Annotated in this window: 23 protein-coding genes; 10 read left to right on the plus strand and 13 right to left on the minus strand. The window is 69.9% G+C overall.

Annotation, left to right across the window (positions count from 1 at the left end):
* Window positions 1-56: 56 nt before the first annotated feature.
* Both LZ199_RS38300 and LZ199_RS38305 read left to right on the plus strand, forming a co-directional pair.
* Window positions 57-1,187, plus strand: a complete 1,131-nt coding sequence (locus LZ199_RS38300; RefSeq protein ID WP_253998748.1) for a hypothetical protein — start codon at window positions 57-59, stop codon at window positions 1,185-1,187.
* Window positions 1,188-1,224: 37 nt separating this feature from the next.
* Window positions 1,225-1,869, plus strand: coding sequence for a phospholipid scramblase family protein (locus LZ199_RS38305; protein WP_253998749.1), 645 nt, complete (start codon window positions 1,225-1,227; stop codon window positions 1,867-1,869).
* Window positions 1,870-1,889: 20 nt separating this feature from the next.
* Here LZ199_RS38305 and sitI6 read toward each other — a convergent pair whose 3' ends face one another.
* Window positions 1,890-2,612 carry a SitI6 family double-CXXCG motif immunity protein gene (gene sitI6 / locus LZ199_RS38310; RefSeq protein WP_253998750.1) on the minus strand — a complete coding sequence of 241 codons (723 nt, stop codon included), beginning with the start codon at window positions 2,610-2,612 and terminating at the stop codon, window positions 1,890-1,892.
* Window positions 2,613-2,714: 102 nt separating this feature from the next.
* On the opposite strand from sitI6, the gene LZ199_RS38315 reads away from it, so the two are divergent.
* The gene (locus tag LZ199_RS38315) at window positions 2,715-3,107 is read left to right on the plus strand and encodes an SRPBCC family protein (RefSeq protein ID WP_253998751.1); all 393 of its coding nucleotides are present in this window, start codon (window positions 2,715-2,717) and stop codon (window positions 3,105-3,107) included.
* A gap of 4 nt (window positions 3,108-3,111) precedes the next feature.
* On the opposite strand, the gene LZ199_RS38320 is transcribed toward LZ199_RS38315, so the two are convergent.
* The 5 genes from LZ199_RS38320 to LZ199_RS38340 all read right to left on the minus strand — a co-directional run bounded on the left by LZ199_RS38320 (window position 3,112) and on the right by LZ199_RS38340 (window position 8,333).
* Window positions 3,112-3,942: an SDR family oxidoreductase gene (locus LZ199_RS38320; RefSeq protein ID WP_253998752.1), complete on the minus strand. Its 831-nt coding sequence runs from the start codon at window positions 3,940-3,942 to the stop codon at window positions 3,112-3,114.
* 113 nt (window positions 3,943-4,055) lie between these two features.
* The gene (locus tag LZ199_RS38325) at window positions 4,056-4,361 is read right to left on the minus strand and encodes a YkvA family protein (RefSeq protein ID WP_240356151.1); all 306 of its coding nucleotides are present in this window, start codon (window positions 4,359-4,361) and stop codon (window positions 4,056-4,058) included.
* Window positions 4,362-4,450: 89 nt separating this feature from the next.
* Window positions 4,451-5,506, minus strand: a complete 1,056-nt coding sequence (locus tag LZ199_RS38330; protein WP_253998848.1) for an ABC transporter ATP-binding protein — start codon at window positions 5,504-5,506, stop codon at window positions 4,451-4,453.
* Between the two features lie 267 nt (window positions 5,507-5,773).
* A complete protein-coding gene (locus LZ199_RS38335) occupies window positions 5,774-7,339 on the minus strand; it encodes an ABC transporter permease (RefSeq protein WP_253998753.1) in 1,566 nt (521 codons plus the stop codon).
* Window positions 7,340-7,349: 10 nt separating this feature from the next.
* Window positions 7,350-8,333 (minus strand): iron ABC transporter substrate-binding protein, encoded by a 984-nt coding sequence (locus tag LZ199_RS38340; RefSeq protein ID WP_253998754.1) that lies wholly within the window; start codon window positions 8,331-8,333, stop codon window positions 7,350-7,352.
* A 234-nt stretch (window positions 8,334-8,567) separates the two neighbouring features.
* On the opposite strand from LZ199_RS38340, the gene LZ199_RS38345 reads away from it, so the two are divergent.
* Entirely contained in the window at window positions 8,568-9,239 is a 672-nt protein-coding gene (locus LZ199_RS38345; RefSeq protein ID WP_253998755.1) for a nuclear transport factor 2 family protein, read from the plus strand.
* A 7-nt stretch (window positions 9,240-9,246) separates the two neighbouring features.
* Window positions 9,247-10,083 (plus strand): PfkB family carbohydrate kinase, encoded by an 837-nt coding sequence (locus LZ199_RS38350; protein ID WP_253998756.1) that lies wholly within the window; start codon window positions 9,247-9,249, stop codon window positions 10,081-10,083.
* A gap of 156 nt (window positions 10,084-10,239) precedes the next feature.
* Here the strand turns inward: LZ199_RS38350 and gyrA are convergent, their stop codons facing one another.
* Complete coding sequence (gene gyrA, locus LZ199_RS38355) at window positions 10,240-13,029, minus strand: DNA gyrase subunit A (protein WP_253998757.1); 2,790 nt, start codon at window positions 13,027-13,029, stop codon at window positions 10,240-10,242.
* Window positions 13,030-13,261: 232 nt separating this feature from the next.
* Window positions 13,262-14,035, minus strand: a complete 774-nt coding sequence (locus tag LZ199_RS38360) for a tetratricopeptide repeat protein (protein ID WP_253998758.1) — start codon at window positions 14,033-14,035, stop codon at window positions 13,262-13,264.
* 171 nt (window positions 14,036-14,206) lie between these two features.
* On the opposite strand from LZ199_RS38360, the gene LZ199_RS38365 reads away from it, so the two are divergent.
* Together LZ199_RS38365 and LZ199_RS38370 are read left to right on the plus strand one after the other, a co-directional pair.
* Entirely contained in the window at window positions 14,207-15,568 is a 1,362-nt protein-coding gene (locus LZ199_RS38365) for a M24 family peptidase (protein WP_253998759.1), read from the plus strand.
* 74 nt (window positions 15,569-15,642) lie between these two features.
* Entirely contained in the window at window positions 15,643-16,011 is a 369-nt protein-coding gene (locus LZ199_RS38370) for a response regulator (RefSeq protein ID WP_253998760.1), read from the plus strand.
* A gap of 55 nt (window positions 16,012-16,066) precedes the next feature.
* Here the strand turns inward: LZ199_RS38370 and LZ199_RS38375 are convergent, their stop codons facing one another.
* The 5 genes from LZ199_RS38375 to ung form a co-directional block, all read right to left on the minus strand.
* Window positions 16,067-17,248 carry a tetratricopeptide repeat protein gene (locus LZ199_RS38375; protein WP_253998761.1) on the minus strand — a complete coding sequence of 394 codons (1,182 nt, stop codon included), beginning with the start codon at window positions 17,246-17,248 and terminating at the stop codon, window positions 16,067-16,069.
* A complete protein-coding gene (locus LZ199_RS38380; protein ID WP_253998762.1) occupies window positions 17,248-18,195 on the minus strand; it encodes a hypothetical protein in 948 nt (315 codons plus the stop codon). The genes LZ199_RS38375 and LZ199_RS38380 overlap by 1 nt, the downstream gene beginning before the upstream one ends.
* A gap of 89 nt (window positions 18,196-18,284) precedes the next feature.
* Complete coding sequence (locus LZ199_RS38385) at window positions 18,285-18,779, minus strand: DUF3592 domain-containing protein (RefSeq protein ID WP_253998763.1); 495 nt, start codon at window positions 18,777-18,779, stop codon at window positions 18,285-18,287.
* Between the two features lie 60 nt (window positions 18,780-18,839).
* Window positions 18,840-19,643 carry an acyl-CoA thioesterase gene (locus LZ199_RS38390; protein ID WP_253998764.1) on the minus strand — a complete coding sequence of 268 codons (804 nt, stop codon included), beginning with the start codon at window positions 19,641-19,643 and terminating at the stop codon, window positions 18,840-18,842.
* Window positions 19,644-19,705: 62 nt separating this feature from the next.
* Window positions 19,706-20,383, minus strand: coding sequence for a uracil-DNA glycosylase (ung, locus tag LZ199_RS38395; protein ID WP_253998765.1), 678 nt, complete (start codon window positions 20,381-20,383; stop codon window positions 19,706-19,708).
* A gap of 168 nt (window positions 20,384-20,551) precedes the next feature.
* Here ung and LZ199_RS38400 point away from each other — a divergent pair, with 168 nt between their 5' ends.
* The 3 genes from LZ199_RS38400 (at window position 20,552) to LZ199_RS46540 (ending at window position 25,135) form a co-directional block, all read left to right on the plus strand.
* On the plus strand, window positions 20,552-22,306 hold the full coding sequence (locus LZ199_RS38400; protein WP_253998766.1) for a CpaF family protein: 1,755 nt from the start codon (window positions 20,552-20,554) through the stop codon (window positions 22,304-22,306).
* A gap of 229 nt (window positions 22,307-22,535) precedes the next feature.
* On the plus strand, window positions 22,536-23,417 hold the full coding sequence (locus LZ199_RS38405; RefSeq protein ID WP_253998767.1) for a hypothetical protein: 882 nt from the start codon (window positions 22,536-22,538) through the stop codon (window positions 23,415-23,417).
* A gap of 14 nt (window positions 23,418-23,431) precedes the next feature.
* A complete protein-coding gene (locus tag LZ199_RS46540; protein WP_267145176.1) occupies window positions 23,432-25,135 on the plus strand; it encodes a hypothetical protein in 1,704 nt (567 codons plus the stop codon).
* Window positions 25,136-25,220 lie beyond the last annotated feature (85 nt).

The following is a 25,220-nucleotide window of genomic DNA, read 5'->3' on the forward strand; positions in this document are numbered from 1 at the left end:
CCTCGGCCTCTCCCTCGTGGACGGGCCGGGGTCGTCGCATAGAGTGGGTGACGCCCATGATGCTCACCACCCTCCTGCTCGTCGCGCTCAGTGCCACCCAAGTCGTGGATGAAGCGCGGACCGGACCTGATTCCCCAGCGGGGCTCTCCCCTGAGTCCCTGACGGCTCCGCCGCTGATGACCTCACCCGAGGCGTGCCCTCCCGAAGCGGAGGCTCGCTACAACGAGGGCTTCGACGCGCTCATCCGGGGCAAGGACAGCGAGGCCTCGGAGGCCTTCGCGGAGGTCCTCTCCGTCTGCCCGCAGCACCCCTACGCCTCCGAGCTCGGCCGGCTCACCCGGGCCCGGCTCAAGCCTGGCGCGAAGCTGGCGCAGGCCGCGGTCTACGAGAACACGGAGCGTCGCTCGGGCGGCGCCGTCGCGTCGCTGACGGTGGTGCAGACGCTGCACGGCGCGACGCAGGGCCTCCTGCTGTGCGCCATCGCCGAATGCAGGGACCAGAACTACGTGGCCGCGTCCATGCTCGGAGCGGGCGCAGGTGTCACCAGCGCACTCCTGCTCTCGCAAGGTGGAATCACTTCCGGGCAGGCGGCCGTCATCAACTCCGGCACTGTGTGGGGGTTCTGGTTCGGCATCGCGTCGATGCTGGCCTTCGACCTGGAGGACGATGATGCGCTGGGGGCCGTCATCGTCGGCGGCGCGAGCTTCACCGGCGTGGGCGTCCTGCTCGCCAACCTCGTGAATCCCACGGCGGGTCAGGTGTCCATGGCCAACTCCGGCGGCCTGTGGGCTGGCGTGGTGACGGCCCTGTTCCTGGCGACGTCGGAGAGCGACAACACGAAGTCCTTCTTCGCCGCCGAGCTGGCCGCGACGTCCGCCGGCATCATCGGCTTCGCCGTGCTGTCGCGCAGCCTGCCGGTGTCCCGGGGCCGCATGCTGCTCATCGACGCGGGCGGCATCGTCGGAGGGCTGCTCGGCGCCAGCACCATGTACACCTTCGCGGGAGGCAACGACGGCGACAACGGCGACGCCATCCTCATCAGCGCGGGCGTGGGTGCCCTGGGCGGACTGGCCCTCACGGCCTATCTCACGCGCAACTTCGATGCGCCTCGGCTGCCCCAGGTGATGTTGACTCCCACCCTCATGGGCAGGGAAGGCGCGGGCATGGCGCTGGCGGGTCAGTTCTAATCACGCCGTCTCGCAGTGCCCTGCCCGGAAGGCGCCCATGACCGTCGACTCCACCGCCCTCGCGTCCCTTCAACATCAGCGCGCGCTGCGCGTCCGTCAGGTGAAGGAGTGGGGAGAAATCCTCACCGGCTTCGAGGGACGCAACAAGTACCAGGTGGTGGGGGACGACGGAGAGACGGTCTTCTTCGCGGGCGAGGTGGGCAGCGGGCTGGGCCTGCTGCTCCTGCGCAACTTCTTCAAGGCCAAACGCCCCTTCACGATGGAGCTGAAGTCGCCCTCGGGCGCCGTCGCGTTGCGGCTGCGCCGGCCGTGGCGCTTCTGGCTGGCGCGCATGGACGTGGAGGGCGGCGATGGACGGCTGCTGGGGAGCGTGAGGCAGCGCTTCCGCTTCTTCACACGGGCGTATGACATCCTCGGGCCGGGTGGAGAGGAATTGGGACACTTGAGGGGTCCGCTCTTCCGTCCGTGGACGTTCGTGATTGAGGAGGGCGGGCGCGAGGTGGGCACCATCGCCAAGCGGTGGAGCGGCTTCGGCAAGGAGATGTTCACGGACGCGGACAACTTCGGTGTCCAGTTCGACGGGGCGCTGCGCGGCTCGCTCCTGCGCACCCTGGCCGTGGCCGCCACGTTCCTCATCGACTTCGTCCACTTCGAGAACCAGCGCGAGAGCGGCAAGGATTAGCTCACGCGGGGCTCGTGGTTCTAGCGCGTCGGGAGTTCGCGGAAGGTGAGGCCGTCCAGGCCGAGGCGGAGCACGGCGTCCTTGAACCGCTCGGTGCCGATGACCATCGTCGCGAAGTTCGCCAATCGGAACAGGTCCAGCTCCGGGGGCAGTGAGGCTGCGTCCAGGATGGGTTCATCGGGTCGACTGAAGCCCGCTCGGCCGCAGGTCGCGCACGGAGGGGGTTCCTCTGGTGGGATGCAGTCGGCGTGCAGAATGCCATGCGGGCCCACCTGGAGTTCCACCAGCTCCGGTGGGTTCTTCTGTTTGAAGCGCAGAGCCGTCGGGAAGGCCTGAAGCCCTTGCAGTCCTCCGATCTGGAGTTGCTCAACCATCTCTTGGTCAAGCAGCAGCACATCGAGGAGCCACACGAAATCCGGGAGCTTTCCGACCGAAGTGCCCACCAACGGACCGAAGCTCGTGCCTGGAGGAAGCGCGGCCTGTGGAGGCACCAGGGGGCGTACCAGCTCTCGAAGGCGCGTGAACTCCGGGAAGGGCTCGGGTCTGGCCTTCTCGAACTCTCGATGCTCTGGCAGTTGTGTCAGGTCCACGCCGGGGAAGTGGTGCCCCAGGCCTCCCCAGGTTGCTCCGCACGTGGGGCACTTCAACAAGCCCGGCAGACCCCATCGGTGTGACGCATTCACGTACCCCCGGTACTTCGCGGTAACGGCGTAGTCCTCATCCACCCAGAAGAAACGGCGCATCGCTCCTCACGCTCCTGGCTTGGAATAGTAGGCCGCAAGATTCTCCAAGAGGAACTGGCGAGCACCTTCTACAAGCAGGGCTCACCTCAGGAGAACACACACATGGCTTCCATCCGGAAAGAAATCACGACGAGCGCCACGCCCGAGTTTGTCTGGGATGCAATCCGAGACATCGGCGCGCTCCACACGCGATTGGTTCCCGGGTTCGTGGTCGACACGCGCCTGGAGCCGGGAGCCCGCGTGGTCACCTTCCGCAACGGCATGGTGGTCAAGGAGCCCATCGTGACGGTGGACGACAAGGAACGGCGCCTCGTATGGGGCGCGGAAGGTGGACCGCTGACCCACTACAACGGAGCAGTCCAGGTCTTCGCGGAGGGCACGGGGAGCCGGGTCGTCTGGACCGCCGACTTCCTGCCCCACGAGGCCAGCGCCGCTGTCGGCCCCATGATTGAGGAGGGCATGGCCGCCATGAAGAAGGCGCTCGACAGGGGTTGAGCGCTCAGCGCCGCTTCAAGCCATACATCGACATCAGGATGCCCTCGAAGGTCTTCGCGGGCAGCAGCACCTTCGCCACCAGGGCCGCGCGCTGCGCCAGCTTCCCCACCGAGTACCTCACGTCTGGCTCCTCCGCCTCCATCACCTCCAGCACCCGCCGCGCCACGTCCTCGGAAGGCACGCCCTGGCGCTCCTCCTTCTCGATGACGGCCAACACCTTCTCGAAGGACTCGCGGTACGCCGAGCCCTCGCAAGACGCCGCCGCGCGCACCCGGTTGTCCGTCAGCCTCGTGCGCACGTCTCCGGGCTGCACCAGCGTGGCGTGAATGCCATACGCCTCCACCTCCTGACGCAGGCTCTCCGTCAGGCCCTCCAACGCGAACTTGCTCGCGCTGTAGAAACCCTGGAACGGCAACCCCACCGCCCCACCCAATGAGCTGATGTTGATGATGCGGCCCGAGCGCCGCTCACGCATCGACGGCAACACCGCCTGGCAGACGCGCAACACCCCCAACACATTCGTGTCGAGCTGCCGCCACGCCTCCTCCACGGAGGTGTCCTCCACCGCCCCCGCCAACGCGTGGCCCGCGTTGTTCACGACGACGTCGATGCGGCCCTCTCGCTCCAGCACCGTCTGCACCGCGCGGCGCACGGACGCGTCCTGCGTCACGTCCAGCTCCAGCATCCTGTAGCCCACCGACTCCTTCGTCGGCGGACGACGACTGGTGCCATAGACGATGTGCTTGCGCACCGTCAGCAGCTCGACGCACGCCTCGCCAATACCCGAGGAGGCTCCCGTGACGAGGACCACCTTGCTTCCCTGGGACGTGTCCATGCACGCCCATGATTCCGCGTCCCCTCCGCGCACACCACGGGAACTCGCGGACGCGCGGCGTCAGATTCCCGGGACACTGCTGGAGCCTGGAATTCCGGGCGGAACTTTCCGGCTCAGACGTGCTTTCGCACGGTGGGCGGCACGCGCTCGTGCCCCTCCGCGTCCCTCGGGACGCCGTCCCAGGGCTGCTCGGGCCGGTAGCGTTGGACCTCACGCACCATGAAGAACGCCGCCGCGGACAACATGCCCAGGTCGTCCAACCAGCCCAACACGGGGATGAAGTCCGGCACCGCGTCCACCGGCGACAGGAAGTAGACCACCGCCACCACTCCGGCCAGCTTCCGCCAGAGCGCTACGCGAGGGTCCCTCACGTACTGAAAAAAGCGGGTGCCCATGCCACGAAGACCTGCGATGTTCATACCCACCTCTACGCACGGGGAGGCCGGGTGATTGCACCCCGGGAGCCGCCCCCAGCGTACGCCGCCTGCCTGCTCGGAGGACAGCCAACCTAGTCGGGACTGTCCTCCAGCACGCCCGCCTTCCCCACGATTTCCAGCCGGGCCCTGTCTCCTGGCCGCAGCGGCGACTCCGGCGCGCCACGCACCACCAGCTCCATGCCGCCACAGGCCACGGTGTACTCGGCGCTGGGCCCCTGGAACTCGCGCGACAGGACCTCCGCGCGCAGTGCCCCACCCACCGCCACCGCGTCCTTGTCCGGCACCAGCCGCAGGGACTCCGGACGCAGCGACAGCAGCACCTTTCCCTTGGCAGTCCCCAGCACCGGCAGATTGCCCAGCACCGTGCGCGCCCCGCCCCCGAAGCCCATGCCAGGCAATAGATTCGTGCCTCCCAGGAAGTACGCGACGAAGGCCGTGCGCGGCGCGGAGTAGACGGACTCGGGCGTGCCCACCTGCTCCACCTTGCCCGCGCGCATGACGGCCAGCCGGTCCGCGAAGGCCATCGCCTCGCCCTGGTCATGCGTCACGAGCACCACCGTGGCGCCCAGCGACTTGAGCACCCGCCGCACTTCGATTCGCGTGGACGCACGCAGCCCGCTGTCCAGGCTGGAGAAGGGCTCGTCCAACAGCAAGACGCGCGGGCCCGGCGCCAGCGCGCGCGACAGCGCCACCCGCTGCTGCTGCCCTCCCGAGAGCGCGTGCGGCATGCGCGAGGCGAACTCGCCCAGGCCGAACATCGTCAGCATGGCGCGCGCCTTGTCCTCCGCCTCGCGCCGCGACAACTTCGACAGGCCGAACGTCACGTTCTCCAGCACGGACAGGTGCGGGAACAGGGCGTAGTCCTGGAACACCATGCCCACGCTGCGCTGCTCTGGAGGCACGAAGGCCCCCGGCCCCGCGAGCACGCGGCCGTCCAGGGTGAGCATGCCCGCGCCGGGCCGCTCGAAGCCCGCGACCAGGCGCAGCGTCGTCGTCTTGCCGCAGCCGGAAGGGCCGAGCAAGGCCACCACCTCACCGGGCTCCACCGACAATGACAGACCATCCACGGCGGCGGTGCCGCTGGGGGTGTAGCGCAGGGACAGGGCGTCGAGCGTGAGCAGGGACATGGCGAAGGCGCCGCGCACCCTACCTCGTTCCGCCGCGACTTCCAGGGCGGCCGAGCGGCCATCCGTGTCTCGACGTCCACCTTCACGTTCTCGTCGACGCTGGGGCCGATGCCTCCGGCCGAGCGGCCATCGACGTCCGCATTCGCGTCCTCGTCGAACCTGGAGATGAGGCCGGCCACCAGGACTCCCGACGGCAACAGTGCGAGCCGCGACGTGAGGGAGCCTCCGCTGTGTGTCGCGAGCCTCGCAAAGCCCGAGCACACGAGGTCATCCCCGGGGTGCGTCGCCCTCCTGCGACACGAGCAGGCCCACCCCCAGCGCGGAGATGGCCATCAGCACCAGGGCGGGCAATGCGGCCTCCGCGAAGCGCCCCTCGGCCGTGGCGCCCCACACGCGAGTGGCGAGCGTCTCGAAGCCGATGGGCGCCAGCAGCAACGTGGCCGGCAGCTCCTTCATGGCCGTGAGGAAGACGAGCACCGCGCCCGCCAGCAACCCAGGACGCAAGAGCGGCGCGGTGACGCGGCGGAACACCGTCGAAGGCGATTGCCCCAGCGACGCCGCGGCCTCCGTCAGGTGCGGATTGAGCTGGAGCAGCGCCGAGCGCACCGTGCCCACCGCCTGCGGCAGGAAGCGCACCACGTACGCCAGCACCAGCATGACCAGCGTGCCGTAGAAAAACGGCAGCGCGCGCACGCCCAGGAAGACGAGCGACAGCGCCAGGACGATGGGCGGCAGCGCATAACCCACGTAGGAGACTCGCTCCATCGCCAGGGTGAGCCGTCCCGGATATCGCACCGCGAGGAAGGCCAGCGGCAGCGCGCCCAGCACCGACGCCACCGCGCCCAGCACCGACGCGAGCACCGAGCCGAGCGCCGGCGCCATCATCGACGCGCTCTCCCCCACCAACCCCCGCACACCCCAGTACACGAGCACGCCCACCGGCAGCACCACGCCCACCGCCACCACCGCGCCACACAGCAGCAGCGCGGGCCACCGCCAGCGTCCCAGCGACACGGGCGAGAACACCCGCGCGGCGCCCTTCGCGCTGCGGTGATAACCCGCGCGCCCTCGCAGCCGCACCTCCAGCACCAGCACGGCCGCCGTCACCACCACCAACGCCAGCCCCAGCAGCGCGGCGTAGGTCCGGTCATACGCGCCCTCGTACTGGACATAGATGGCGCGCGAGAAGGCGTCGTACTGGAGCAGCGCCACCGCGCCGAAGTCCGACAACACATACAGCCCGACGAGCAGCGCGCCGGACACGAAGGCCGGACGCAACAGCGGCGCCGTCACCTTCCAGAACGCCCGCGCCGGACCCATGCCCAGACTGCGCGCACCCTCCAGCCAGGCGGGGTCCTGCGAGAGCAAGCCCGCGCGCAACGCGAGGAAGAGATACGGATACGTGGACACCGTCAGCGCCAGGAGCGCGCCGGGAAAGCCATACACCGAGGGCACCGGCAGCCCCCAGCGAGTCAGCGGCTCCTCCAACACGCCCCCATTGCCAAACGTCGCCAGCAGCACGTAGCCGCTGACGAAGGTCGGCACCGCGAGCGGCACGCACAAGAGCACCGTCCAGCCACGTCGTCCCGGGAGGTCCGTGCGCGTGGTGAGCCACGCCAGCGGCAGGGCCACCAGGGCGGCGCAGACGGTCACCGCCACCGCGAGCCCCAGCGTGCGCCACAACAGGCCCCACGTCTTGTCACGCCAGAGCAGGGCCCAGGTGTCCGCATCGGCTTCCGCCGCGCGAACGCCCAGGTACACCGCTGGCAGCACCGCGAGCGCGGCGACCACCAGCCCCGACACCAGCAACCACCCCGGAGGACGACGTGTCACTTCACTGGCCTCAGAGGACGCCGGTGTCCTGGAGCAGCTTCACCGTGCCGCGCAGGTCGTCGAGCTTGGACAGGTCCAGGTCCGGCGAGCCCACCTTCGCGAGCGTCGGCAGCGCGTCCGCCGTCTTCACGCCCTTCACCAGCGGGTACTCGTACGTCTCCTGGGAGAAGTACGTCTGCGCCTCCGGCTCCAGCAGGAACGCGGCGAACTTCTGTGCCGACTCCACCTGCTTCGTCCCCTGGAGGATGCCCACGCCCGCCACGTTCACCAGCGCGCCCGGGTCTCCCGCCGCGACGAAGTAGTTGGCCACGGGCAGCTCCGCGTTGCTCTTCTTCGCGGCGTACAGGTAGTAGTGGTTGACGAAACCCGCGTCGATTTCACCGCGGCCCAGCGCTTCGACGACGGCCGCGTTGTTCTTGTAGACGCGCGGCTCGTTGGCCTTCACGCCCTTGAGCCACGCGGTGGCCGCCTCGTCGCCCTTGAGCAGCCGCAGCGCGGTGACGAAGGACTGGAAGGACGCGTTGGTGGGCGCCCAGCCCAGCCGGCCCTTCCACTTCGCGTCCGTGAAGCCGAGGATGCTCTTGGGCAGGTCCGCCGGCTTCACCTTCTTCGTGTTGTAGGCCACGACACGCGCGCGACCGCTCGCGCCCACCCACAGCCCCGTCGGCGAGCGGAAACGCGCGTCCACCTTGTCCAGCGTCGCCTTGGGCAGCGCCTGGAGCCGACCCGCGTTGCCGAGCGCGCCGAGCGCTCCCGCGTCCTGCGCGAAGAACACGTCCGCCGGAGTCTTGTCACCTTCCTCCAGCAGCGTGGCGGCGAGCTGTGGCGTCTCGCCGTAGCGCACCTTCACCTCGATGCCGGTCTTCTCGGTGAACTTCTTGAGCAGCGGTCCCACCAGCTTCTCGTTGCGGCCGGAGTAGACGGTGAGCGGCTCCGCCGCCAGCGCGGTGGAGGACACGGACAACAGCAAGGTCAGGAGGAGTTTGCGCATCATGGCGGGGCACCCTAACGGACACTCCCCCACGGTTCCACCCGTTGCGCGCACCCGCGGGCGCCACCCTTCGTCCACGAGAGCGTCGTCATCCAGGAGGCCGTGGCCTTCGGCGCTGCCTGCACGGACTGTCGAAGCGCGAACATCGACTCCTGACCGCACGCGGCATCAGACAGTTTCAAGGACGTCGGGTTAATCTGCCGCGCGGTGCTTCTCGACGTCTTGGAGGTTCATCCCATGCATCGTCTGTACACCGCAGCGTGCGCCGCGGCTTTGTTGCTCGCAGCTCCGTCATTCGCCCAGGCATCGGCGGCGCCCGCCCCCGCGACGGGAAGCTCCGCCGCGAAGCCCCAGGCCCCCACGAGTCCAGCCACCGCCCCCAAGCCCGCGACGCCCAGCCCGATGAAGCTGGCGGCGGAGAAGACCCAGGCGGCGCTCCAGAAGGCGCCCCAGGCGCGCCCCGAGGACGTGAAGACGCAGGACGGGCTGCTCACCGCGCTCTACGACTCCATCAGTGGCCCCGCCGGCAAGCCGCGTGATTGGCAGCGCTTCCGCTCCCTCTTCTATCCCGGCGCGCAGATGGCCTCCGTCCAGCGCCCCAAGCCCGGTGGTGCTCCAGGGGTCGCCCCCATCACCCCCGACGACTACGCGACCTGGGGCGAGGAGTTCTTCAAGACGCGCGGCTTCTTCGAGAAGGAGACGCACCGGCAGGTCGCAGGCTACGGAGACCTCATCAACGTGCTGAGCGCGTACGAGGCGCGCGAGACGCCCGAGGGCCCGCCAGTCACTCGCGGCATCAACAACGTGCAGCTCATCTTCGACGGCCAGCGCTGGTGGGTGCTGCACATCTCGTGGACGGACGAGAAGTCCGCGGGCGCCCCCGTTCCCGCGTCCTTCACGCGCAAGTAGGCCCACCATGCCGCCTCGGTCCTCGTGTGACGCGCTGGTCGTGGGCAATTATTGCCATGACGTGTTGTCGCGAGGACCGGGAGACACGGTGCACACGCTCGGGGGCTCGGCGGCTTACATCTCGTCGGTGTTCACCGCCATGGACGTGGACCACGCGGTGGTGGCCGTCGCGGGCGAGGACTTCGCCTACGCGGACCGCGTGCGATATCCGCCGCGCATCGTCCCAGGCACGCGCACCACGCGGTTCGTCGCGGACCTGAGCCAGGAGGAGCGCGTGCTGCGGGTCGACGCCCGCTCCGAGCCCATCCGCCCCCAGGACATCATCCTCGACGCGCGCGTGGCGCTCGCATGCGGCGTCATGGGAGAGGTGCTGCCCGAGACGCTCATCCGTCTGTCGTTGCACGCGACGAAGGTGCTGGCGGATGCGCAGGGGCTGCTGCGGACCCTGGATGCACACGGGCGCGTGCTCAATCAGAGACTTGAGGACACACCCTTCGCGTCGCTTTTGGGGCACCTGCACGTGCTCAAGGCGAGCGAGGAGGAGGCGCGTGTGCTGGACATCGACGCGGTGCGCGCGAAGACGTGTCTGGTGATTACGCGCGGGCCCCAGGGATGCACGCTGCTCACCGCACGGGAGACGCTCCAGGTGCCGTCATGGCCCGTCACGGAAGTGGACCCGACGGGCGCGGGGGATTGCTTCCTCGCGGGCTTCACCCTGGGCCTGCTGCGGGCCTGGCCGCTGGCGCGCTGCGCGGAGCTGGCCAACTGGTTCGGCGCGCAGGCGGTGACACAGGTCGGCGTACCCCGGCTGGATGTCTCGAAGCTCCCCGAGGCCTTGCGCTGAGGCTCACTCGCAGGTCCGGCCCGCGCAGGCGCTTCTGACCACCGCCAGCCGACGTGTGCTGGCTGACGAGGCCCTACGGGCATATCCCTCCCATGAAAAAGCCCCTCCCTCCCAGCATGGGAGAGAGGGGCTTGGACTGCTCAGCTCACGCCAGCGTCAGGCCTGCGGCTCCTCGGAGCCACCGCCCTCGTCGGCCACGGGCTCCTCGGCGGACGCCTCTGGCTCGGATGCGACGGACTCGGACTCAGACCCGGCCTCGGCGGCCACGTCCGTGGCGCCAGCGACCTCGGCCGGAGGCGTCGTCCCCTCCTCCTCGGACTCCTCGCCCTCGGGCAGCTTGGAGAGGGCCATCACCTTCTCCTGGTCGTTCTCCAGCGCAATCAGCCGCACGCCCTGCGTGTTGCGGCCGATGACGGAGATTTCCCGCACCTTCATGCGGATGAGCATGCCGCCGTTGGTGACGAGCATCACCTCGTCGGACTCCTTTACTTGGAGAAGGCCCACCACCTTGCCGTTCCGCTCGGTGGTCTTGATGTCGATGATGCCCTTGCCGCCACGGCCCTGCTGCCGGTACTCGGCCTCTTCCGTCCGCTTGCCGTAGCCGTTCTCCGTCACGGTGAGGATGGCGGCGTCCTTCTCCACCACGTCGGCGCCCACCACCTGGTCGCCCTCGTCCAGCGTGATTCCCTTCACGCCGAAGGCCTGGCGGCCCATGGAGCGGACCTCCGTCTCCGGGAAGCGGATGCTCATGCCGGACGCCGTCGACAGCAGGATGTCCTGCGTGCCGTCCGTAATCATCACCGCCACCAGCTCGTCGCCCTCGTCGATGCCGAGCGCGATGATGCCGCTGGAGCGCACGTTCTCGAACGCGCTCAGGTCCGTGCGCTTCACCACGCCCAGCTTCGTGACGAAGAAGACGTACCGGTTCTCCGGGAAGTCGCGCGTCACCAGCACCTGCGCCAGCCGCTCGCCCTCGCCGAACTGCACCAGGTTCACCATCGCCTTGCCGCGAGACGTCCGGCTGGCCTGCGGAATCTGGTGCACCTTGAGCGAGTACAGCTTGCCCTTGGTGGTGATTGGCATCAGGTACGCGTGGGTGCTGGCCACGAACAGCTTGCTGACGAAGTCGTCTTCCTTCGTCGCCGCGCCCGTCTTGCCGCGTCCACCGCGCTTCTGCGCCCGGTACTCCGACAGCGGCGAGCGCTTCACGTAGCCGGTATGCGACAGCGTGACGACCATCGTCTCCTCGGCGATGAGGTCCTCGCTGGTCATGTCATCCACCGCGCCGATGATTTCGGTGCGGCGCTTGTCGCCGTAGCGCTCGCGAATCTCCAAGAGCTCCGTCTTGATGACGGTGAGCAGGGAGAGCTCGTTGGCGAGGATGTCCTGCAGGCGCGACACGTCGCGCACCAGGGCAATCAGCTCGCGGAACAGCTCCTCGCGCTGCAGGCCGGTGAGGCGCTGCAGGCGCATCTCCAGGATGTTCTGCGCCTGGTCCTGGCTGAAGCCCGCGCCCTCGTACTTGTGCGCGAGGCCCTGGTAGGCGGGCTCCTCGTTGCGCGCGCGAGAGACGAGCATCTCCATCTGCGCCTTCGCCTTCGCGTAGTCGATGCGCTGGAGGTTGGCGAAGCGCTCGTGCTCGTAGAGGTTGGGCGACAGGATGTTCATCAGGCCCCAGCGCGCTTCATCCGGGTCCCTGGACGCGCGGATGAGGCTCACGACGAGGTCGATGAGGTCCTGGGCCACCAGCAGGCCCTCGACGATGTGCATGCGCGCCATCGCCTTGCGCAGCTCGTAGCGGCTGCGGCGCGTCACCACGTCGCGGCGGTGCGCCACGAAGCGGTCCAGCATCTCCTTCAGGTTCAGCGTGCGCGGCTGCCCGCCGTCGATGGCCAGCATCACCGCGCCGAACGTCGTCTCCAGCGCCGTGGAGGTGTACAGGTTGTTGAGCACCACCTGCGAAATCGCGTCGCGCTTCAGCTCGATGACGATGCGCATGCCCTGACGGTCGCTCTCGTCACGGATGTCGCTGATGCCCTCCAGCTTCTTCTCGCGCACCAGCTCGGCGATCTTCTCGATGAGCCGCGCCTTGTTCACCTGGTACGGAATCTCCGTGAAGATGATGGCCTCGCGGTCACCCTTCTTCGACGTCTCGATTTCCGACCGGGCGCGCACCGTAATCTGCCCGCGGCCCGTCTCGTAGGCGCGGTGGATGCCCTCGCGGCCGGTGATGAACGCGCCGGTGGGGAAGTCCGGGCCGGTGATGAACTCCATCAAGTCCCGGACGGTGCACGTCGGGTGGTCGATGAGGTGCAGCGTCCCGTTGATGACCTCCGTCATGTTGTGCGGCGGGATGTTGGTGGTCATGCCCACCGCGATGCCGCTGCTGCCGTTGACGAGCAGGTTGGGGAAGCGCGCCGGCAACACGAGCGGCTCTTCCAGCGAGTCGTCGTAGTTGGGGCCGAACTCGACGGTCTCCTTGTCGATGTCCGCCAGCAGCTCCTCGGCCAGGCGGTCCATGCGCGCTTCGGTGTAGCGCATGGCGGCCGGCATATCGCCGTCCACCGAGCCGAAGTTGCCCTGGCCGTCCACCAGCAGGTAGCGAAGGCTCCACGGCTGCGCCAGGCGCACCATGGCGTCGTAGACGGATGAGTCGCCGTGCGGGTGGTACTTACCGATGACGTCACCGACCACGCGCGCGCTCTTCTTGTAGGGGCGGTTGTGGTAGTTCGCCAGGTCGTTCATCGCGAACAGCACGCGGCGATGCACGGGCTTGAGGCCGTCGCGCACGTCGGGCAGCGCGCGCCCGATGATGACGGACATCGAGTAGTCGAGATACGAGCGTCGCATCTCGTCTTCGATGTTGACGGGAATGAGCTCGCCAGCGCCGCTGGGAGGCGGAGGCGAGGAGGGCGGTGCCGGCTTGTCGGTGGTGTCGTCGGCCATGGGCTCTGGGAGTGGTCGCGGAGGGACCCCGCGAGGGGCCGCCATCCAGTGTGGGAGCGTTCGTAACCCCTGGATTTCCCTACGTCAACAGGGGAAACGAAGGGGTGACGACTCGAGCGTCGAAGGGGTTCGAAAACACGTCGATGGGGCGAAAAAAAGCGCCCCCTACTGAACGCTCGAACACCCCCGTTTCAGCCCGCTTTTCGCGAGAAAAAATGCCCCTCCGGAGGCCTCAGCCGGGGCGCCAGGTCCCCGCGGGGCGCAGGGGGGCTGCCAGGCGCTCGGCCTCGGCTCCCAGGGGCCCCTCGGCATCTTTCGCCTTGGCCTTCTCGAAGGCGGCGAGAGCCCCCTCACGGTCTCCCTTGAGCTTGAGGGCCACGCCCACATTGAGGTGCGCGGCGGCGGAATCCCGGTCCATGGACACGGCCTCGCGGAACAGTGTCAGCGCCTGGTCCACGTCACCCGACAACAGCGCCTCCTTGCCGGCCTGGACGCGCTTCTCCGCGTCGTTCACCAGCTCCACCTGGAAGACGCTGCGGCCCACCACGTTGGCGATGAGCACGCGCAGGATGCCGCCCCAGTAGAAGGTGAGGCCCTCCGCCGCGACGACGGCCGCCAGCGGGAGGTCGGGGAGCAGCTGCTTGCCCCGGAACTTGAAGCGCACGCGGGTGTAGCGCCCCTTGTTGGCCCAGTGCACGACTTCACCCTGGAGCTTGCGCAGCCCTTCCTCCATGCGCTTGGGGTCGATTTCGAAGGGCAACACGCGGCCGGTGCCCTCCTCGCCCGAAGGCAGGGCCTTGGGCGCTTCGATTCCGGGCTCGTCGGTGAAGACGGGCTCGGCTTCGAGGACGATGGGCGGCGCAGCCTTGGAGATGGGCGCCGGGGTGCGCGAGGCGGCGGGCTTCGCCGGCTTCGTCGCCTTGCCCTTCCGGGGAGCGGCGGCACGGGCGGCGGGCTTCTTCACCTTCACCTTCGTGGCGGACTTGCGGGAGGAGCTCTTGGCCATGGTCATCACCTTAAACGAGCCACGGCGCGGACGCTTGCGTACGCGGGTTTGTCTGGACTGACAGAGAGCATCTTCACGAGGGCTCGATAGGACTTCACACCGGGGCGGTCCTCGACGCGGACGAGGTCGTGGATGATGGCCGCGCCTTCCCCCCGAAAGGATTTCCGACGCATGAAGCGCGCCCGGCACGCCCTCCTCTCCGCCCTGCTCCTCTCCGCTCCCCTGGCGGGCGCGGCCGGGGCAGACCCTGTCGTCACTGGCGACATCTGGCCTCGCATCCGCAAGGAGCGCATCCAGAAGCTGCTGCCCCAGGCCATGGCCCGCGCCAACGTGGACGCCTGGGTGGTGTTCTGCCGGGAGAACGACAATGACCCGCTGGCCATCCATGTCGGCGGGGAGAACGCGGGCGGCACCGCGGCCTTCCTGTTCCTGCGCCAGGGCGACGCCGTGCGCGCGGTGGCGCTGTCCCCCGCGGGCGAGGCCACGGCGCTGCGCGAAGTCGGGCCGCTGGACGAAGTGGTGCCCTTGGAGCGAGGCGTGGACCTCTACGCGCAGGTGGCCACGAGGCTCGCCGCCGCGAAGCCCGCGCGCATCGCCATCAACGCCTCCACCTCCGTGACGGTGGCGGACGGGCTGTCCTCCTCGCAGCGCGCCGCGCTGGAGAAGGCGCTGTCACCCGCGCTGCGCAAGAAGCTGGTGTCGTCCGAGGACGTCGTCTCCGAGTGGCTCTCCGTGAAGCTGCCCGAGGAGGTGGACATCCTGCGCAAGGCCGCCGCGCTCACCTCGCAGCTGGAGGTGGAGGCGTACCGCACGGTGGTGCCGGGCAAGACGCGCGACGTGGACGTGGCGCGCTTCCTCAAGAAGCGCATGGCGGAATTGGGCGTGGGGGACGCGTGGGCGCCGGACCAGAACCCCAACGTCAACAGCGGGCCCACGCGCGGCCACTCGCACGCCACCGAGCGCGTCATCCAGCCCGGTGACTTCATCCAGACGGACTTCGGCATCCGCGTGGGCGGCATGTGGGTGACGGACATCCAGCGCTTCGCCTACGTGCTGGCCCCGGGCGAGACACAACCGTCACAAGCCGCGCTGGAGAAGTGGGAGAAGGGCAAGAAGGGCAGCCGCATCGCCCTGGCGGCCCTCAAGCCCGGCGCCAGCGGGTGGGACGTGGACAAGGCCCAGCGCGACTGGATGCGCGAAGCCGGCTCCGAGCCCGTCATGTGGGGCACCGGACATCCCGTGGGCTACTGGGCGCATGACGTGGGCCCGGCCCTCTCCGGCGGCGCGAAGCCCAAGCCCGCCAAGGGCCAGTCCCTGCGCATCGTCCGCCCCGGACAGGTGTTCGCGTTCGACGGCTTCTTCGCCTGGCAGGACGGCGCCCCGGACGCGCAGCGCATCGTCTCCGTGGAGGAGATGGCCGTCGTCACCGAGACGGGCGCCGAGTACCTCATTCCTCCCCAGGAGGACCTCGTGCTCATTCCCTCCACGCCCGTGGCGGGGCAATCGGGACCCGCTGCTCCCAAGCCGCGCTGACGAGTTGCGTCGCGCGCCCTACCCTCCAGGCCGGCTCGGCTCATAGGATGAACCGGGCTTGCCGGGAGAGCGCGATGCAGACCGTGCTGGTAATCGATGATGATTTGTTCGTGCTCTCACTGGTGACAGACATCGTCCAGAGCGCGGGTTATCGCGTCGTCACGGTGCAGTCGCCGGAGGCGGCCTTCGAGCAGGACCTCGGGGCCATCTCCGCCATCCTCTGTGACTACAACATGCCGGGGATGAACGGCGCGGATGTGCTCATCGCCATGCGAGAGCTGAAGGAGTGCCACGCGCCCTTCATCTTCCTCACCGGACACGAGCAGCTCGACGACCTCATCCCCGTCGCCATCCGCTACGGCGCGGAGCTGCTGCCCAAACCCATCCATCCGGTGGAGTTGATTCGACTGCTCATGAAACAGCTCGCCAACGTCGCGGCTTGAGACAAACAGGCCCGAGGCGAGACATCGCCCCGGGCACTGTTTCATCCAGCCTGTGTCAGGCCAGCGCCTGGAGGAGTCGCTCGGCCTGCTCGCGCCACTCGGGCGCCAGACGGGGCAGCGCCAACAGCTCGCGCGCCAGTGCCTTCGCCTGGTCCTTCTGCCCCAGCCGCGCGTGCACCACCGCCAGGTTGAGCCGGGGCTCGGGACGCTCCGGCGCGCGGCGCTGCGCCTCTTCCAGCACTTCCAGTGCCTGCTGTCCGGCGCCCGGGAGCTCATCCTCCGGGATGCGCATCAGCAGATTGCCCAGGTTGTTGGCGGGGGCCCAGTCGTCCGGAGACAGCTTCACGGCCTCGCGCCACGCGGTCAGCGCGGCGGGGATGTCCACCGGCTCCGTGGCCTCCAGCGCCATGCCCTCCACCATGCGGCTCTGCGCGGTGGCCTGGCCTCGCGACGCCAGCTTGCGGCACAGCTCCAGCGCCTCCGGCAACCGGCCCTGCGCCAGCCGCAGCCGCGCCAGGTTCCCCTGCGCCGCCGGGCTGTCCGGCTCCACGCGCGCCAAGGTCTCCGCCGCCTTCACCGCGCCAGCCAGGTTGCCCCGCGCCAGCAGCACGTTGCACAGCCCGTTGAGCAGGTACGGGTCGTCCGGGAGGACCTTCAGGCCCGTGGTGAGCAGCTCCTCGGCGGCTTCCAGTTCGCCACCCGCCTGGAGCGCCACCGCGAGCACCAGGTAGCTGGGCCCGTGCCTCGGGTTGAGGCGCAAGGACTCCTGGAGGTGGTGGAAGCCGTCCTTCAGCTTCTCCTGCGCGAAGAGCACGCGCCCCAGGTGGAAGTGGTGGATGCCCGCGTCCGGAGCCAGCTTCACCGCGCGCTCCAGCGCCGACTGCGCCGCCGCGTTGTCGCCCGCTTCCGCGAGCAGGTAGCCCTGGCCGAACCACGCCTCGGCGCGGTTGGGCTGCGCCTTCGCGACCTTCCGGTAGAGCGCCAGCGCACCGGCCGCATCGCCGCGTCGGGTGAGGAGCGCGGCCCGGACGAGCTGCACGCCCGGCTCTTCCGCGCTCAGGCCCACCAGCCACGACTCGGCCTGGGCCTCGTTGCCATCGAATGCCGCGAGCCGGGCGAGCGCGACCCGGGCCGCCTGGTCCGAGGCATCGCGCTTGAGCGCGGCCTCGGCCTCACGGCGTGCCTGGTCCAGCTCCCCGGCTGCGAGAAGTGCGTCGTACCTGGCGGTCTCCGCCATCAGCCAAACAGCCCCTTGAAGAAGTTGCCGACGGACTTCACCACATCTTTGACCACTTCGACCGGCTTCTCGATGACGCTCTTCACCGCGTCGGCAATCTTGCCGAAGTTGATGTCGACGTCGAAGCCCAGCTTGAAGCCGATGCCCAGGGCCGCGCCGAAGTCCACGCGGGCCTTGAAGCGGCCGTTGTCCCAGCTCGCCTCGGCACGGGCAGACACACCGACACCGGCCCACGCCTCCGCGCGACCCGTGACGCCGCCGTAGTCACCCAGCTTGACGTTGCCCGTCACACCGGCGCGGGCGCCGATGAAGGCGTCACCACCGACGCGGGCCGCGTACTTGCCGTTGATGGGGTCCAGCGTCACTTCGCCGTGCAGGCCGGCCTTGGCGCCCACCCAGGCCTTGCCCTGGAGCTCCGCCTGAATCGGGCCGACGCCCGCGCGCAGGGTGCCTTCCGCGTCAATCAGCGTGGCCTTCGCGTCCAGGTCACCCCGGGCGAACACCTTGCCGCCCTCGATGCCGACCTCGCCGGAGCCCTTCAGCTCCGCCTCGAGGACGCTCATCTTGCCGTAGCCCTGGGCCACGCTGTTGGCGTCGCCGAAGCCGCCCTCGAACTTCTTGACCGCCGCGCCCTTGGTGAACTGGCCGTCGATGCCGACCTTCGGAATCTGACCCAGCACGGTCGCCATGAGCCCCGTCACGCGCCCGGAGGACTCGTGCTGGGACTCAGTGCTGTAGCTGGTGTTCCAGTTCTGCGTGGTGCTCTTCTCACGCTCGAAGTGGCTCTGGAGGCGGCCGTCCTTGAAGGAGGTCTGGACGCCGGTGTTGGTGTCCTTGACCACCTTGTCCGTGGTCGTGTTCTTCACCACCGGGGTGTTCTGGGCGGTCTGCGTGGAGGACCGGACCTGGGGCTGCTGACCGCGGCGGATGGAGGAGCGATCGCTCATGAGAGACCTCGGAACGGGGACGACCGAAAGAGAATGTGAGGGATTCTCGGCCCCGACGCGGATCAGTTGCGTCCTGGACGGAGATTTTCCTACACGCGCGCCATGAACCAGCGGGTAATGAAGGGAATGCAGATTCCCACGCCCACCAGCCCCAGGCCCACGACGAGCCGCACGAAGCTGGGCGCATGCGCCCCGGGCTCCAGCACCGCGTCCGTCGGGTCCTCTGGGTTGTAGGCGACCCGGACCGCCTGTCCCGGAGGATAGCGACGCAGGGTGGCCTGGGCGTCGTCGGGGTTGGTGCGCGCGGCGGGGTCCACGCGCAAGGTGGCGGTGCCGACGAGGACGCGGCCCACGGAGTACTCGTACTGGACGCGGGCCTCGTAGTGGACGCGGGGCTCCGTCTGACCGGGCACGGGGAGGCGGTGTTCGACCTCCTCGGCGGACAGGACGGTGCCGGGCACGGTGGGCCAGCGGCGGGAGTGCAGGGCTCGCAGGACGTCCTTGAGCCCGGCGAAGACGAAGACGAAGCCCGCCGCCGCGAGCAGCGCACAGATGATGCTGATGATGCCCCAGAGCACGCGCACGGCGAGGACACTACCAGAAGGCCGCGCGTGGGCAGGCCCCGGGGCCCGTGCCTCGGCCCGTCATCCCATCACCGCGAAGAGCTGCCGGCACTGGGCCAGGAGCTGGCCGTCCTGGGTCCAGAGCTGCTGGAAGTCCTCCGCGTACCCGCCCCCGGCCTGGAGGGAGCGGCCGGTGCGCAGGAACTGGGCGTCCGGCTTCAGGCCCGCCTGGGGCAGCGCCTGGAAGAAATGCATGGTGAAGTCCACGGTGGCGGCCGGGCGGAAGCCGTCCACGCGCGACAGCACCGCGGGCGGAAACGCGTCCATCAACCCCACGCACAGGGGCGCGTCCAGCACCGTGGGCTCGCGCGGGCGCAGCCAGCCGCCCGTCTCCGCCACGGCGGCCCCGGAGTACGGCGCCGAGCCGAGGCAGAAGCGGAACTCGAAGAAGCGACAGAAGTCCGGCATGGGGATGTCGTCCGGCGTCACCGGCACCTCGTGCGGCGGCGGGACTTTCGGTGGCGCCATCTCCAGGTATTCGATGGCGCCACCACGCGTCGCGCCGAACGTCGCGCTGCCCATGGCCACCACGCCGGCGTCGTTCTCCACGCGCACGGTGGCCTGCGTGACGAGCTTTCCGGCCCGCTCGATTCGCGTCGTCACCCACGCGTCGCCCTCCACCGCGGGCGCGCAGAAGTGCATGGTGAAGGAGCGCACCGGCCGGGCCGCGTCCCCCACCGTGTGCTCCAGCGCGCGAAGCGCCGTGCCCGCGACCAGCCCTCCATACGCGCCCCGCCCCTGGTACCAGGGCGAGGTGAAGCGGATGCGGTAGCGGTTGGGCCCGACGGACTCGGGCGTGGAGGCGGCGAGGAAGGCGGCGGTCATGTCGCGACGCACCGTATCAAGCCACCGCCCGCCGCGAAGGGACTGTCAGCGCGAGGCGCGACTCACCGCGACAGGCGCCAGTCGATGGGAGGCCGGCCCTTCGACTCCAGGGCCTGGTTCACCGCGCTGAAGGGCTTGCTGCCGAAGAAGCCGCTGCTGGCCGACAGGGGGGACGGGTGCGTGCCCTCGATGACGACGTGGCGCTTCGCGTCGATGAGCTTCTTCTTCTTCTGCGCGTACTTGCCCCACAGCAGGAAGACGACGGGCTCCGTCTTCTCGCTCACCGCGCGGATGACGGCGTCGGTGAAGTCCTCCCAGCCGTGGCCCGCGTGGCTGTTGGGCTTCGCCTGTTGCACCGTCAGCACGGCGTTGAGCAGCAGCACGCCCTGCTCCGCCCAGGCCATCAGCGAGCCGTCCTTGGGACGCGGCACCTTCACGTCCGCCTCCAGTTCCTTGAAGATGTTCACCAGCGAGGGCGGCGAGGGCACCCCGGGCTTCACCGAGAACGCCAGCCCATGCGCCTGTCCCGGCCCGTGGTACGGGTCCTGGCCCAAGAGCAGCACGCGCACGTCCGCGTAGGGCGTCAGCCGGAAGGCGGAGAACAGGTCCTCCTCGGAGGGGAAGACGGTGGCCTCCTTGCGCTCCTTCGCCACGAAGCGCTCCAGCTCCTGGAACGAGGGCGAATCCAGCGAGGCCTTCAGCGCCTGCTTCCAGTCCTCCGGCAGCTTGTCCTTCAGCATGTGCGTTCCTCCCCGACCCACGCGCGGCGGGGCATTGAAACATCCCCGTCCCACGGGGCCCATCCCTTTCGTGTCCGCGTCAAAGGGCCGACAGCGCCCCTGGGGCAGGCGGGCGGGCACGGCGGGTTCTTGGGGGTTGGGACCAGCCGCGCTAGCCTGGGGGGCGCCATGACGATGTACACCGAGTCACTCCGCGCCTTCCTCAAGCCCGTCCTGCCCTATCTGGACGACGAGGCGGTGTCGGAGATCATGATCAACGGCCCGACCGACGTGTGGATCGAGAAGAAGGGCCGCCTGTCGCGCACGGACGCCACCTTCACCGAGGAAGGCCTCATCGGTGCGGCGCGCAACATGGCCCAGTTCGTCGGCCGCATGCTCACCGAGGAGCGGCCCCGCCTGGACGCGCGCCTTCCGGATGGAAGCCGCATCCACGTGGTGATTCCGCCGATTGCCCGCAAGGGCACCACCATCTCCATCCGCAAGTTCTTCAAGGAAAAGCTCACCATCAATTCCTTGTTGAAGTTCGGCTCGCTGACGCCGCAGATGGCACGGCTCATCGAGGCGGGCATCGCCACCAAGCTCAACATGCTGGTGGCCGGCGGCACGGGCTCCGGCAAGACGACGCTGCTCAACATCGTCTCCTCCCTCATCCCCGACGAGGAGCGCATCCTCACCATCGAGGACTCGGCGGAGCTGCAGCTCAACCAGACCCACGTCGTCGCCTTCGAGAGCCGTCCGCCGGACAAGTTCGGCAAGGGCGGCGTGGACATGGGAGACCTGCTCCACTCGGCGCTGCGTCTGCGGCCCGACCGCATCGTGGTCGGCGAGGTGCGCGGCGGCGAGGCGTTCCACCTCATGCAGGCGATGAACACGGGCCACGGCGGCTCGCTGGCCACCACGCACGCCAACACGCCCACGGACACGCTGCGCCGCGTGGAGTCGTTGTGCCTGATGTCCGGCATCGAGCTGCCCATGGTCGCCGTCCGCGCCCAGGTGGCCAGCGCCATCAACTTCATCATCTGCTGCGAGCGCTTCCACGACGGCAGCCGCAAGACGAGCGCCCTGGCGGAGGTGCTGCCCCTCACGGAGAAGGGCGACTACCGCACCCAGGACATCTTCGTCTTCACGCCCGTCACCAAGGACGAGGAAGGCCACATCCTCGGCTACCACGCGCCCACGGGCATCCTCCCCAACTTCGTCGCCAAGGCGAAGGCGTACGGCTTCAACGACTTGGACGAGTCCTTCTTCGACCCGGCGACGTACGGCATCCCGCCTCCGCCCGTCTTCCACGCCGGCGAGGCGTACACCGTGCGCTGGGCCCCCTCGCTCAAGCACCGTGAGGAGGGACGCCCGGACCCCGACCACTTCAAGCGGGAGTGGTCCGACTTCGAGGAGAAGCTCCGGCAGGATGCTCGCGACGCCAAGGCCAAGCCGCCCGTGCAGGTGCAGGTGCCCGCGAGCCTCCCCGCGTCCGTGTCCAAGCCCGCCACGCCCGCGCCCCGGCCCGCCACCGCCACGCCGCCCGCTGGCCACGTCGCCGCCACCCCTGCCGCTGGTACCCCCGCCCTCAAGCCCGCCGCCTCCGCGCCGCGGCCTCCGCCTCCGCCCGACATGGGAGATGACGACCGGACGCCGCCGCCCACCCGCAACCCCTTCGCCAACGAGGCCAAGGTGGAGGTGGACGAGGAGCTGCTCACCGACGCGGGCCGCCCTCCTCCGCCGCGCCGCCCCGGCACGCCGCCGCCCAGGCCTCCGCCCTCCAACAGCGCCCGTCCCGCCGTCCCCGCGCGCAGGCCTCCGCCGTCCATCCCCTCCCGTCCCGCCGACGAGGATGACGAGGACACCAACGCCCCCTCCTCCGAGCTGAAGACCTCGGAGAAGACGCAGATTCGCCCCGCCCCGCCCGAGCGGCCCCGTCGCTGAGGGCCGGAGGACGTGGGTCGGCTACTCCCGCCGTCCTACCTGGGCGGTGGGGTCAGCTCCCACCGCACGCACCGGGAGCGCGCGCGATGCACCCCGAGGCAAGCAGCCCCTGATTCCCGGCCTTGCGAGGAGGTCCTGTCAGGGGGAAAGTGATCGTGTGTTGATTACCCTCGTCGCCGTTCTCTCCGTGGTCGCCCAGGCGCCCGCAGCGCTTCCGCCGCAGGGGCCCGTGAGTGTGCTGATCGCCCCACCGGATGCGACGGGAGCCCCTTCCCACATCGTCGAGTTCGCACAGGGCCACCTCGCGGAGCAGCTCGAGTCGCGCGGGCTGCGCGTCATCCGCATCGAGAACGTCACCCGCAAGCTCCCGGCCGCGCGACGCCGCGCGCTGCTGCGCTGCAAGCGCACGGAGGCGCCGTGCCTGAAATGGCTCGGCACGGCCAGCAAGGCGGAGGTCGTCCTCGTCACGGAGCTGGACCTGAAGTCGGGCGGCTACCGCGCCGGGGTGCGCAGCCACCTGGCGAAGGACGGCACGCTCATCGCGAAGCACTTCGCCGACGACGTGCCCCAGGACACGCTGCTGGATGCGCTCACCCAGGCCCTGGACGTGGTGGTGCCCGACACGCAGCGCGCGCTGCGCGGCCTGCCCCCCGCGCCGCCCATCGACGACGTGCCCCCGCCCACGCGGCCTGCTCCTCGCCCCTCCGTGAAGGACGTGCCGCCGCCGACGGAGGTCGCCGCGCCGCCGCTGGTGGAGACCGCGCCCGCCGTCGCCACGAAGTCCTCCGCGCGCCGCTGGGCGTGGCTGCCCGCCGCGGGAGGCGTGGCGCTGGCGGGAGTGGGCACCGTCTTCTACCTGAAGGCCAAGGACCGCTACGACACGCTGGAGCAGGCGACGGTGGACGCGCCCGTGCGCGACTCGAAGGCGCTGGTGTCCGAGGGGAAGCAGGCGCAGACGGTGAGCCGCGTGACGCTGGGCCTGGGCGCGGCGGGCCTCATCGCCGGCGCGGTGATGTTCCTGTGGCCCGATGACGCGCCCGCGCAGGCCGTCCCCTCCGCCGCCGTGAGCTCCGGCGGCGCCATGGTGGGACTGTCAGGGACGTGGCCGTGACTTCGAGGATTCCCATGCGAAACACCTGGACGCTCGGAGCGATGGGCGCGGCGCTCGCGGCGGTGCTCGCCGCCGGTGGCTGCTACGACTTCGACGCCGCGCAGAAGCGCTGCCGCGACGAGGGACGCTGCGAGCAGCAAGTCATACCGGACGCGGGCTGCACCCCCACCTCCACGTCGGAGGACTCCCCGGACGACGCGTTCGCGGACTCCGACTGTGACGGCGTGGATGGCCGCGCCAGCTCCGGCCTCTTCGTCGACCCCGCGAATGGCAACGACGTGTCCGGCACGGGCACCCGCGAGGCCCCGCTGCGCACCGTGGGCCAGGCGCTCGCGCGGCTGCGTCAGTGGGACGGTGGCGTGCCGACGCGGCTCTACCTCGCGGGCGGTACCTACGCGGAAGGCGAGCTGGTGCTGGACGTGCCCGTCTCCCTGCACGGCGGCTACTCCGGACGCGATGGTGGCTGGGGCCGCACCGGTGACCAGGTGGCCGTGCTGGACAACGGCGGCGCCACGGGGCTCACCGTGCAGGGCGTGACGGACGCGGGAATCGTGCTGGAGTACCTGCGCATCCGCTCCGCGGACGCCGTGGAGCCCGGGCAGGCCTCCGTGGCCCTGCGCGTCCTCGACAGCTCCGGCGTACTCCTGCGCCACACCGTGCTGGAGGCCGGACGCGGCGGGACGGGCTCGGAAGGCACCCCAGGCGATGAGGGCACGCCGGGCCCCGTCGGCGTCGAAGGGCAGCTCCCCCTGGGCAACCCGGCGGTGTCCCCGGGAGACGGAGGCGCGGGCGGCGTCAACACCGCCTGCCCCGGACCCGATGACCGCTCCGGAGGCCGAGGCGCGGATGGCGTGTCCCGAAGCGCGGGCATGGCTGGAGACGCGGGCCAGCCGGACCCCACCTCCGGAGCCACCGTGACAGGCGGCGCTGGTGGGACAGCGGGGAGCAGGGTCGAGGTGACCTGTCCACCCTCGGCGATCTGCATGTGCGCCGGGACGGACGGCTCGGATGGCGATCCAGGCACCCAGGGCGACGCGGGCAGCGCGGGCTCGCCCGGCGGCGCGAGCCTGGGAAGCTTCTCCGAGGAGACCCACACCTGGTCGCCAGGCACCGAGCAGCGAGGTGGCGCGGGCGAGTCAGGCGAGCCGGGGAGTGGCGGCGGCGGTGGCGGCAGTGGCAGCGGCTGCATCCTCACGAACAGGCCCACGACACCCGTGGCGGCCAGCGGCGGTGGCGGTGGTGGTGGCGCGGGGGGCTGCGGCGGACTGGCGGGGTTGGGGGGCGGCGGTGGCGGAGCCTCCATCGGGCTGCTCGTGTTCGACTCCCAGGTGGCCCTGGAAGCCAGCTCGCGCGTCGAGACACGCGGCGGCGGCACGGGCGGCAAGGGAGGCCCGGGCGGAAGCGGCGGGAACGGCGGCGACGGGGGCACGGGCGTCGACCGCATTGATGCCAGAGTCTTTGATGAGAGCCCGGGGGCCATCACCACCAGCGGCAAGTCAGGCAGCGGTGGCGGCGGTGGCGCGGGAGGCAACGGCGGCCCGGGCGGCGGTGGAGGAGGAGGCCCCTCCGTGGGCATCTGGTGCCAGCGCGCCCAGCTCACCCTGGATGGCGGGGTCACCATCGCCCAGGGCCCGGGCGGTGCGGGGGGCGAAAGCGACGGCACGGCGGGAGGAGCGGGCGAATCCCTGCCGATGACGGGGTGCGTCCCCATCCAGTAGGGTCATCCGTCGGCTGTCCGACGCTGTCGGTCAAGCCGACACCGTGGGGTGTGCGCTGCCTGAACGCTCGCCCTGCACTCAGGTC

The sequence above is a fragment of the Myxococcus qinghaiensis genome (genome assembly GCF_024198215.1).
GTDB classification, from domain to species: domain Bacteria; phylum Myxococcota; class Myxococcia; order Myxococcales; family Myxococcaceae; genus Myxococcus; species Myxococcus qinghaiensis.

Excerpts from the sequence above, each read along its gene's own strand:
- LZ199_RS38300 (WP_253998748.1), top strand. The coding sequence starts at position 57 with ATGATGCTCACCACCCTCCTGCTCGTCGCGCTCAGTGCCACCCAAGTC.
- LZ199_RS38305 (WP_253998749.1), top strand. The coding sequence starts at position 1,225 with ATGACCGTCGACTCCACCGCCCTCGCGTCCCTTCAACATCAGCGCGCG.
- sitI6 (WP_253998750.1), bottom strand. The coding sequence starts at position 2,612 with ATGCGCCGTTTCTTCTGGGTGGATGAGGACTACGCCGTTACCGCGAAG.
- LZ199_RS38315 (WP_253998751.1), top strand. The coding sequence starts at position 2,715 with ATGGCTTCCATCCGGAAAGAAATCACGACGAGCGCCACGCCCGAGTTT.
- LZ199_RS38320 (WP_253998752.1), bottom strand. The coding sequence starts at position 3,942 with ATGGACACGTCCCAGGGAAGCAAGGTGGTCCTCGTCACGGGAGCCTCC.
- LZ199_RS38325 (WP_240356151.1), bottom strand. The coding sequence starts at position 4,361 with ATGAACATCGCAGGTCTTCGTGGCATGGGCACCCGCTTTTTTCAGTAC.
- LZ199_RS38330 (WP_253998848.1), bottom strand. The coding sequence starts at position 5,506 with ATGTCCCTGCTCACGCTCGACGCCCTGTCCCTGCGCTACACCCCCAGC.
- LZ199_RS38340 (WP_253998754.1), bottom strand. The coding sequence starts at position 8,333 with ATGATGCGCAAACTCCTCCTGACCTTGCTGTTGTCCGTGTCCTCCACC.
- LZ199_RS38345 (WP_253998755.1), top strand. The coding sequence starts at position 8,568 with ATGCATCGTCTGTACACCGCAGCGTGCGCCGCGGCTTTGTTGCTCGCA.
- LZ199_RS38350 (WP_253998756.1), top strand. The coding sequence starts at position 9,247 with ATGCCGCCTCGGTCCTCGTGTGACGCGCTGGTCGTGGGCAATTATTGC.
- gyrA (WP_253998757.1), bottom strand. The coding sequence starts at position 13,029 with ATGGCCGACGACACCACCGACAAGCCGGCACCGCCCTCCTCGCCTCCG.
- LZ199_RS38360 (WP_253998758.1), bottom strand. The coding sequence starts at position 14,035 with ATGGCCAAGAGCTCCTCCCGCAAGTCCGCCACGAAGGTGAAGGTGAAG.
- LZ199_RS38365 (WP_253998759.1), top strand. The coding sequence starts at position 14,207 with ATGAAGCGCGCCCGGCACGCCCTCCTCTCCGCCCTGCTCCTCTCCGCT.
- LZ199_RS38370 (WP_253998760.1), top strand. The coding sequence starts at position 15,643 with ATGCAGACCGTGCTGGTAATCGATGATGATTTGTTCGTGCTCTCACTG.
- LZ199_RS38375 (WP_253998761.1), bottom strand. The coding sequence starts at position 17,248 with ATGGCGGAGACCGCCAGGTACGACGCACTTCTCGCAGCCGGGGAGCTG.
- LZ199_RS38380 (WP_253998762.1), bottom strand. The coding sequence starts at position 18,195 with ATGAGCGATCGCTCCTCCATCCGCCGCGGTCAGCAGCCCCAGGTCCGG.
- LZ199_RS38390 (WP_253998764.1), bottom strand. The coding sequence starts at position 19,643 with ATGACCGCCGCCTTCCTCGCCGCCTCCACGCCCGAGTCCGTCGGGCCC.
- ung (WP_253998765.1), bottom strand. The coding sequence starts at position 20,383 with ATGCTGAAGGACAAGCTGCCGGAGGACTGGAAGCAGGCGCTGAAGGCC.
- LZ199_RS38400 (WP_253998766.1), top strand. The coding sequence starts at position 20,552 with ATGACGATGTACACCGAGTCACTCCGCGCCTTCCTCAAGCCCGTCCTG.
- LZ199_RS46540 (WP_267145176.1), top strand. The coding sequence starts at position 23,432 with ATGCGAAACACCTGGACGCTCGGAGCGATGGGCGCGGCGCTCGCGGCG.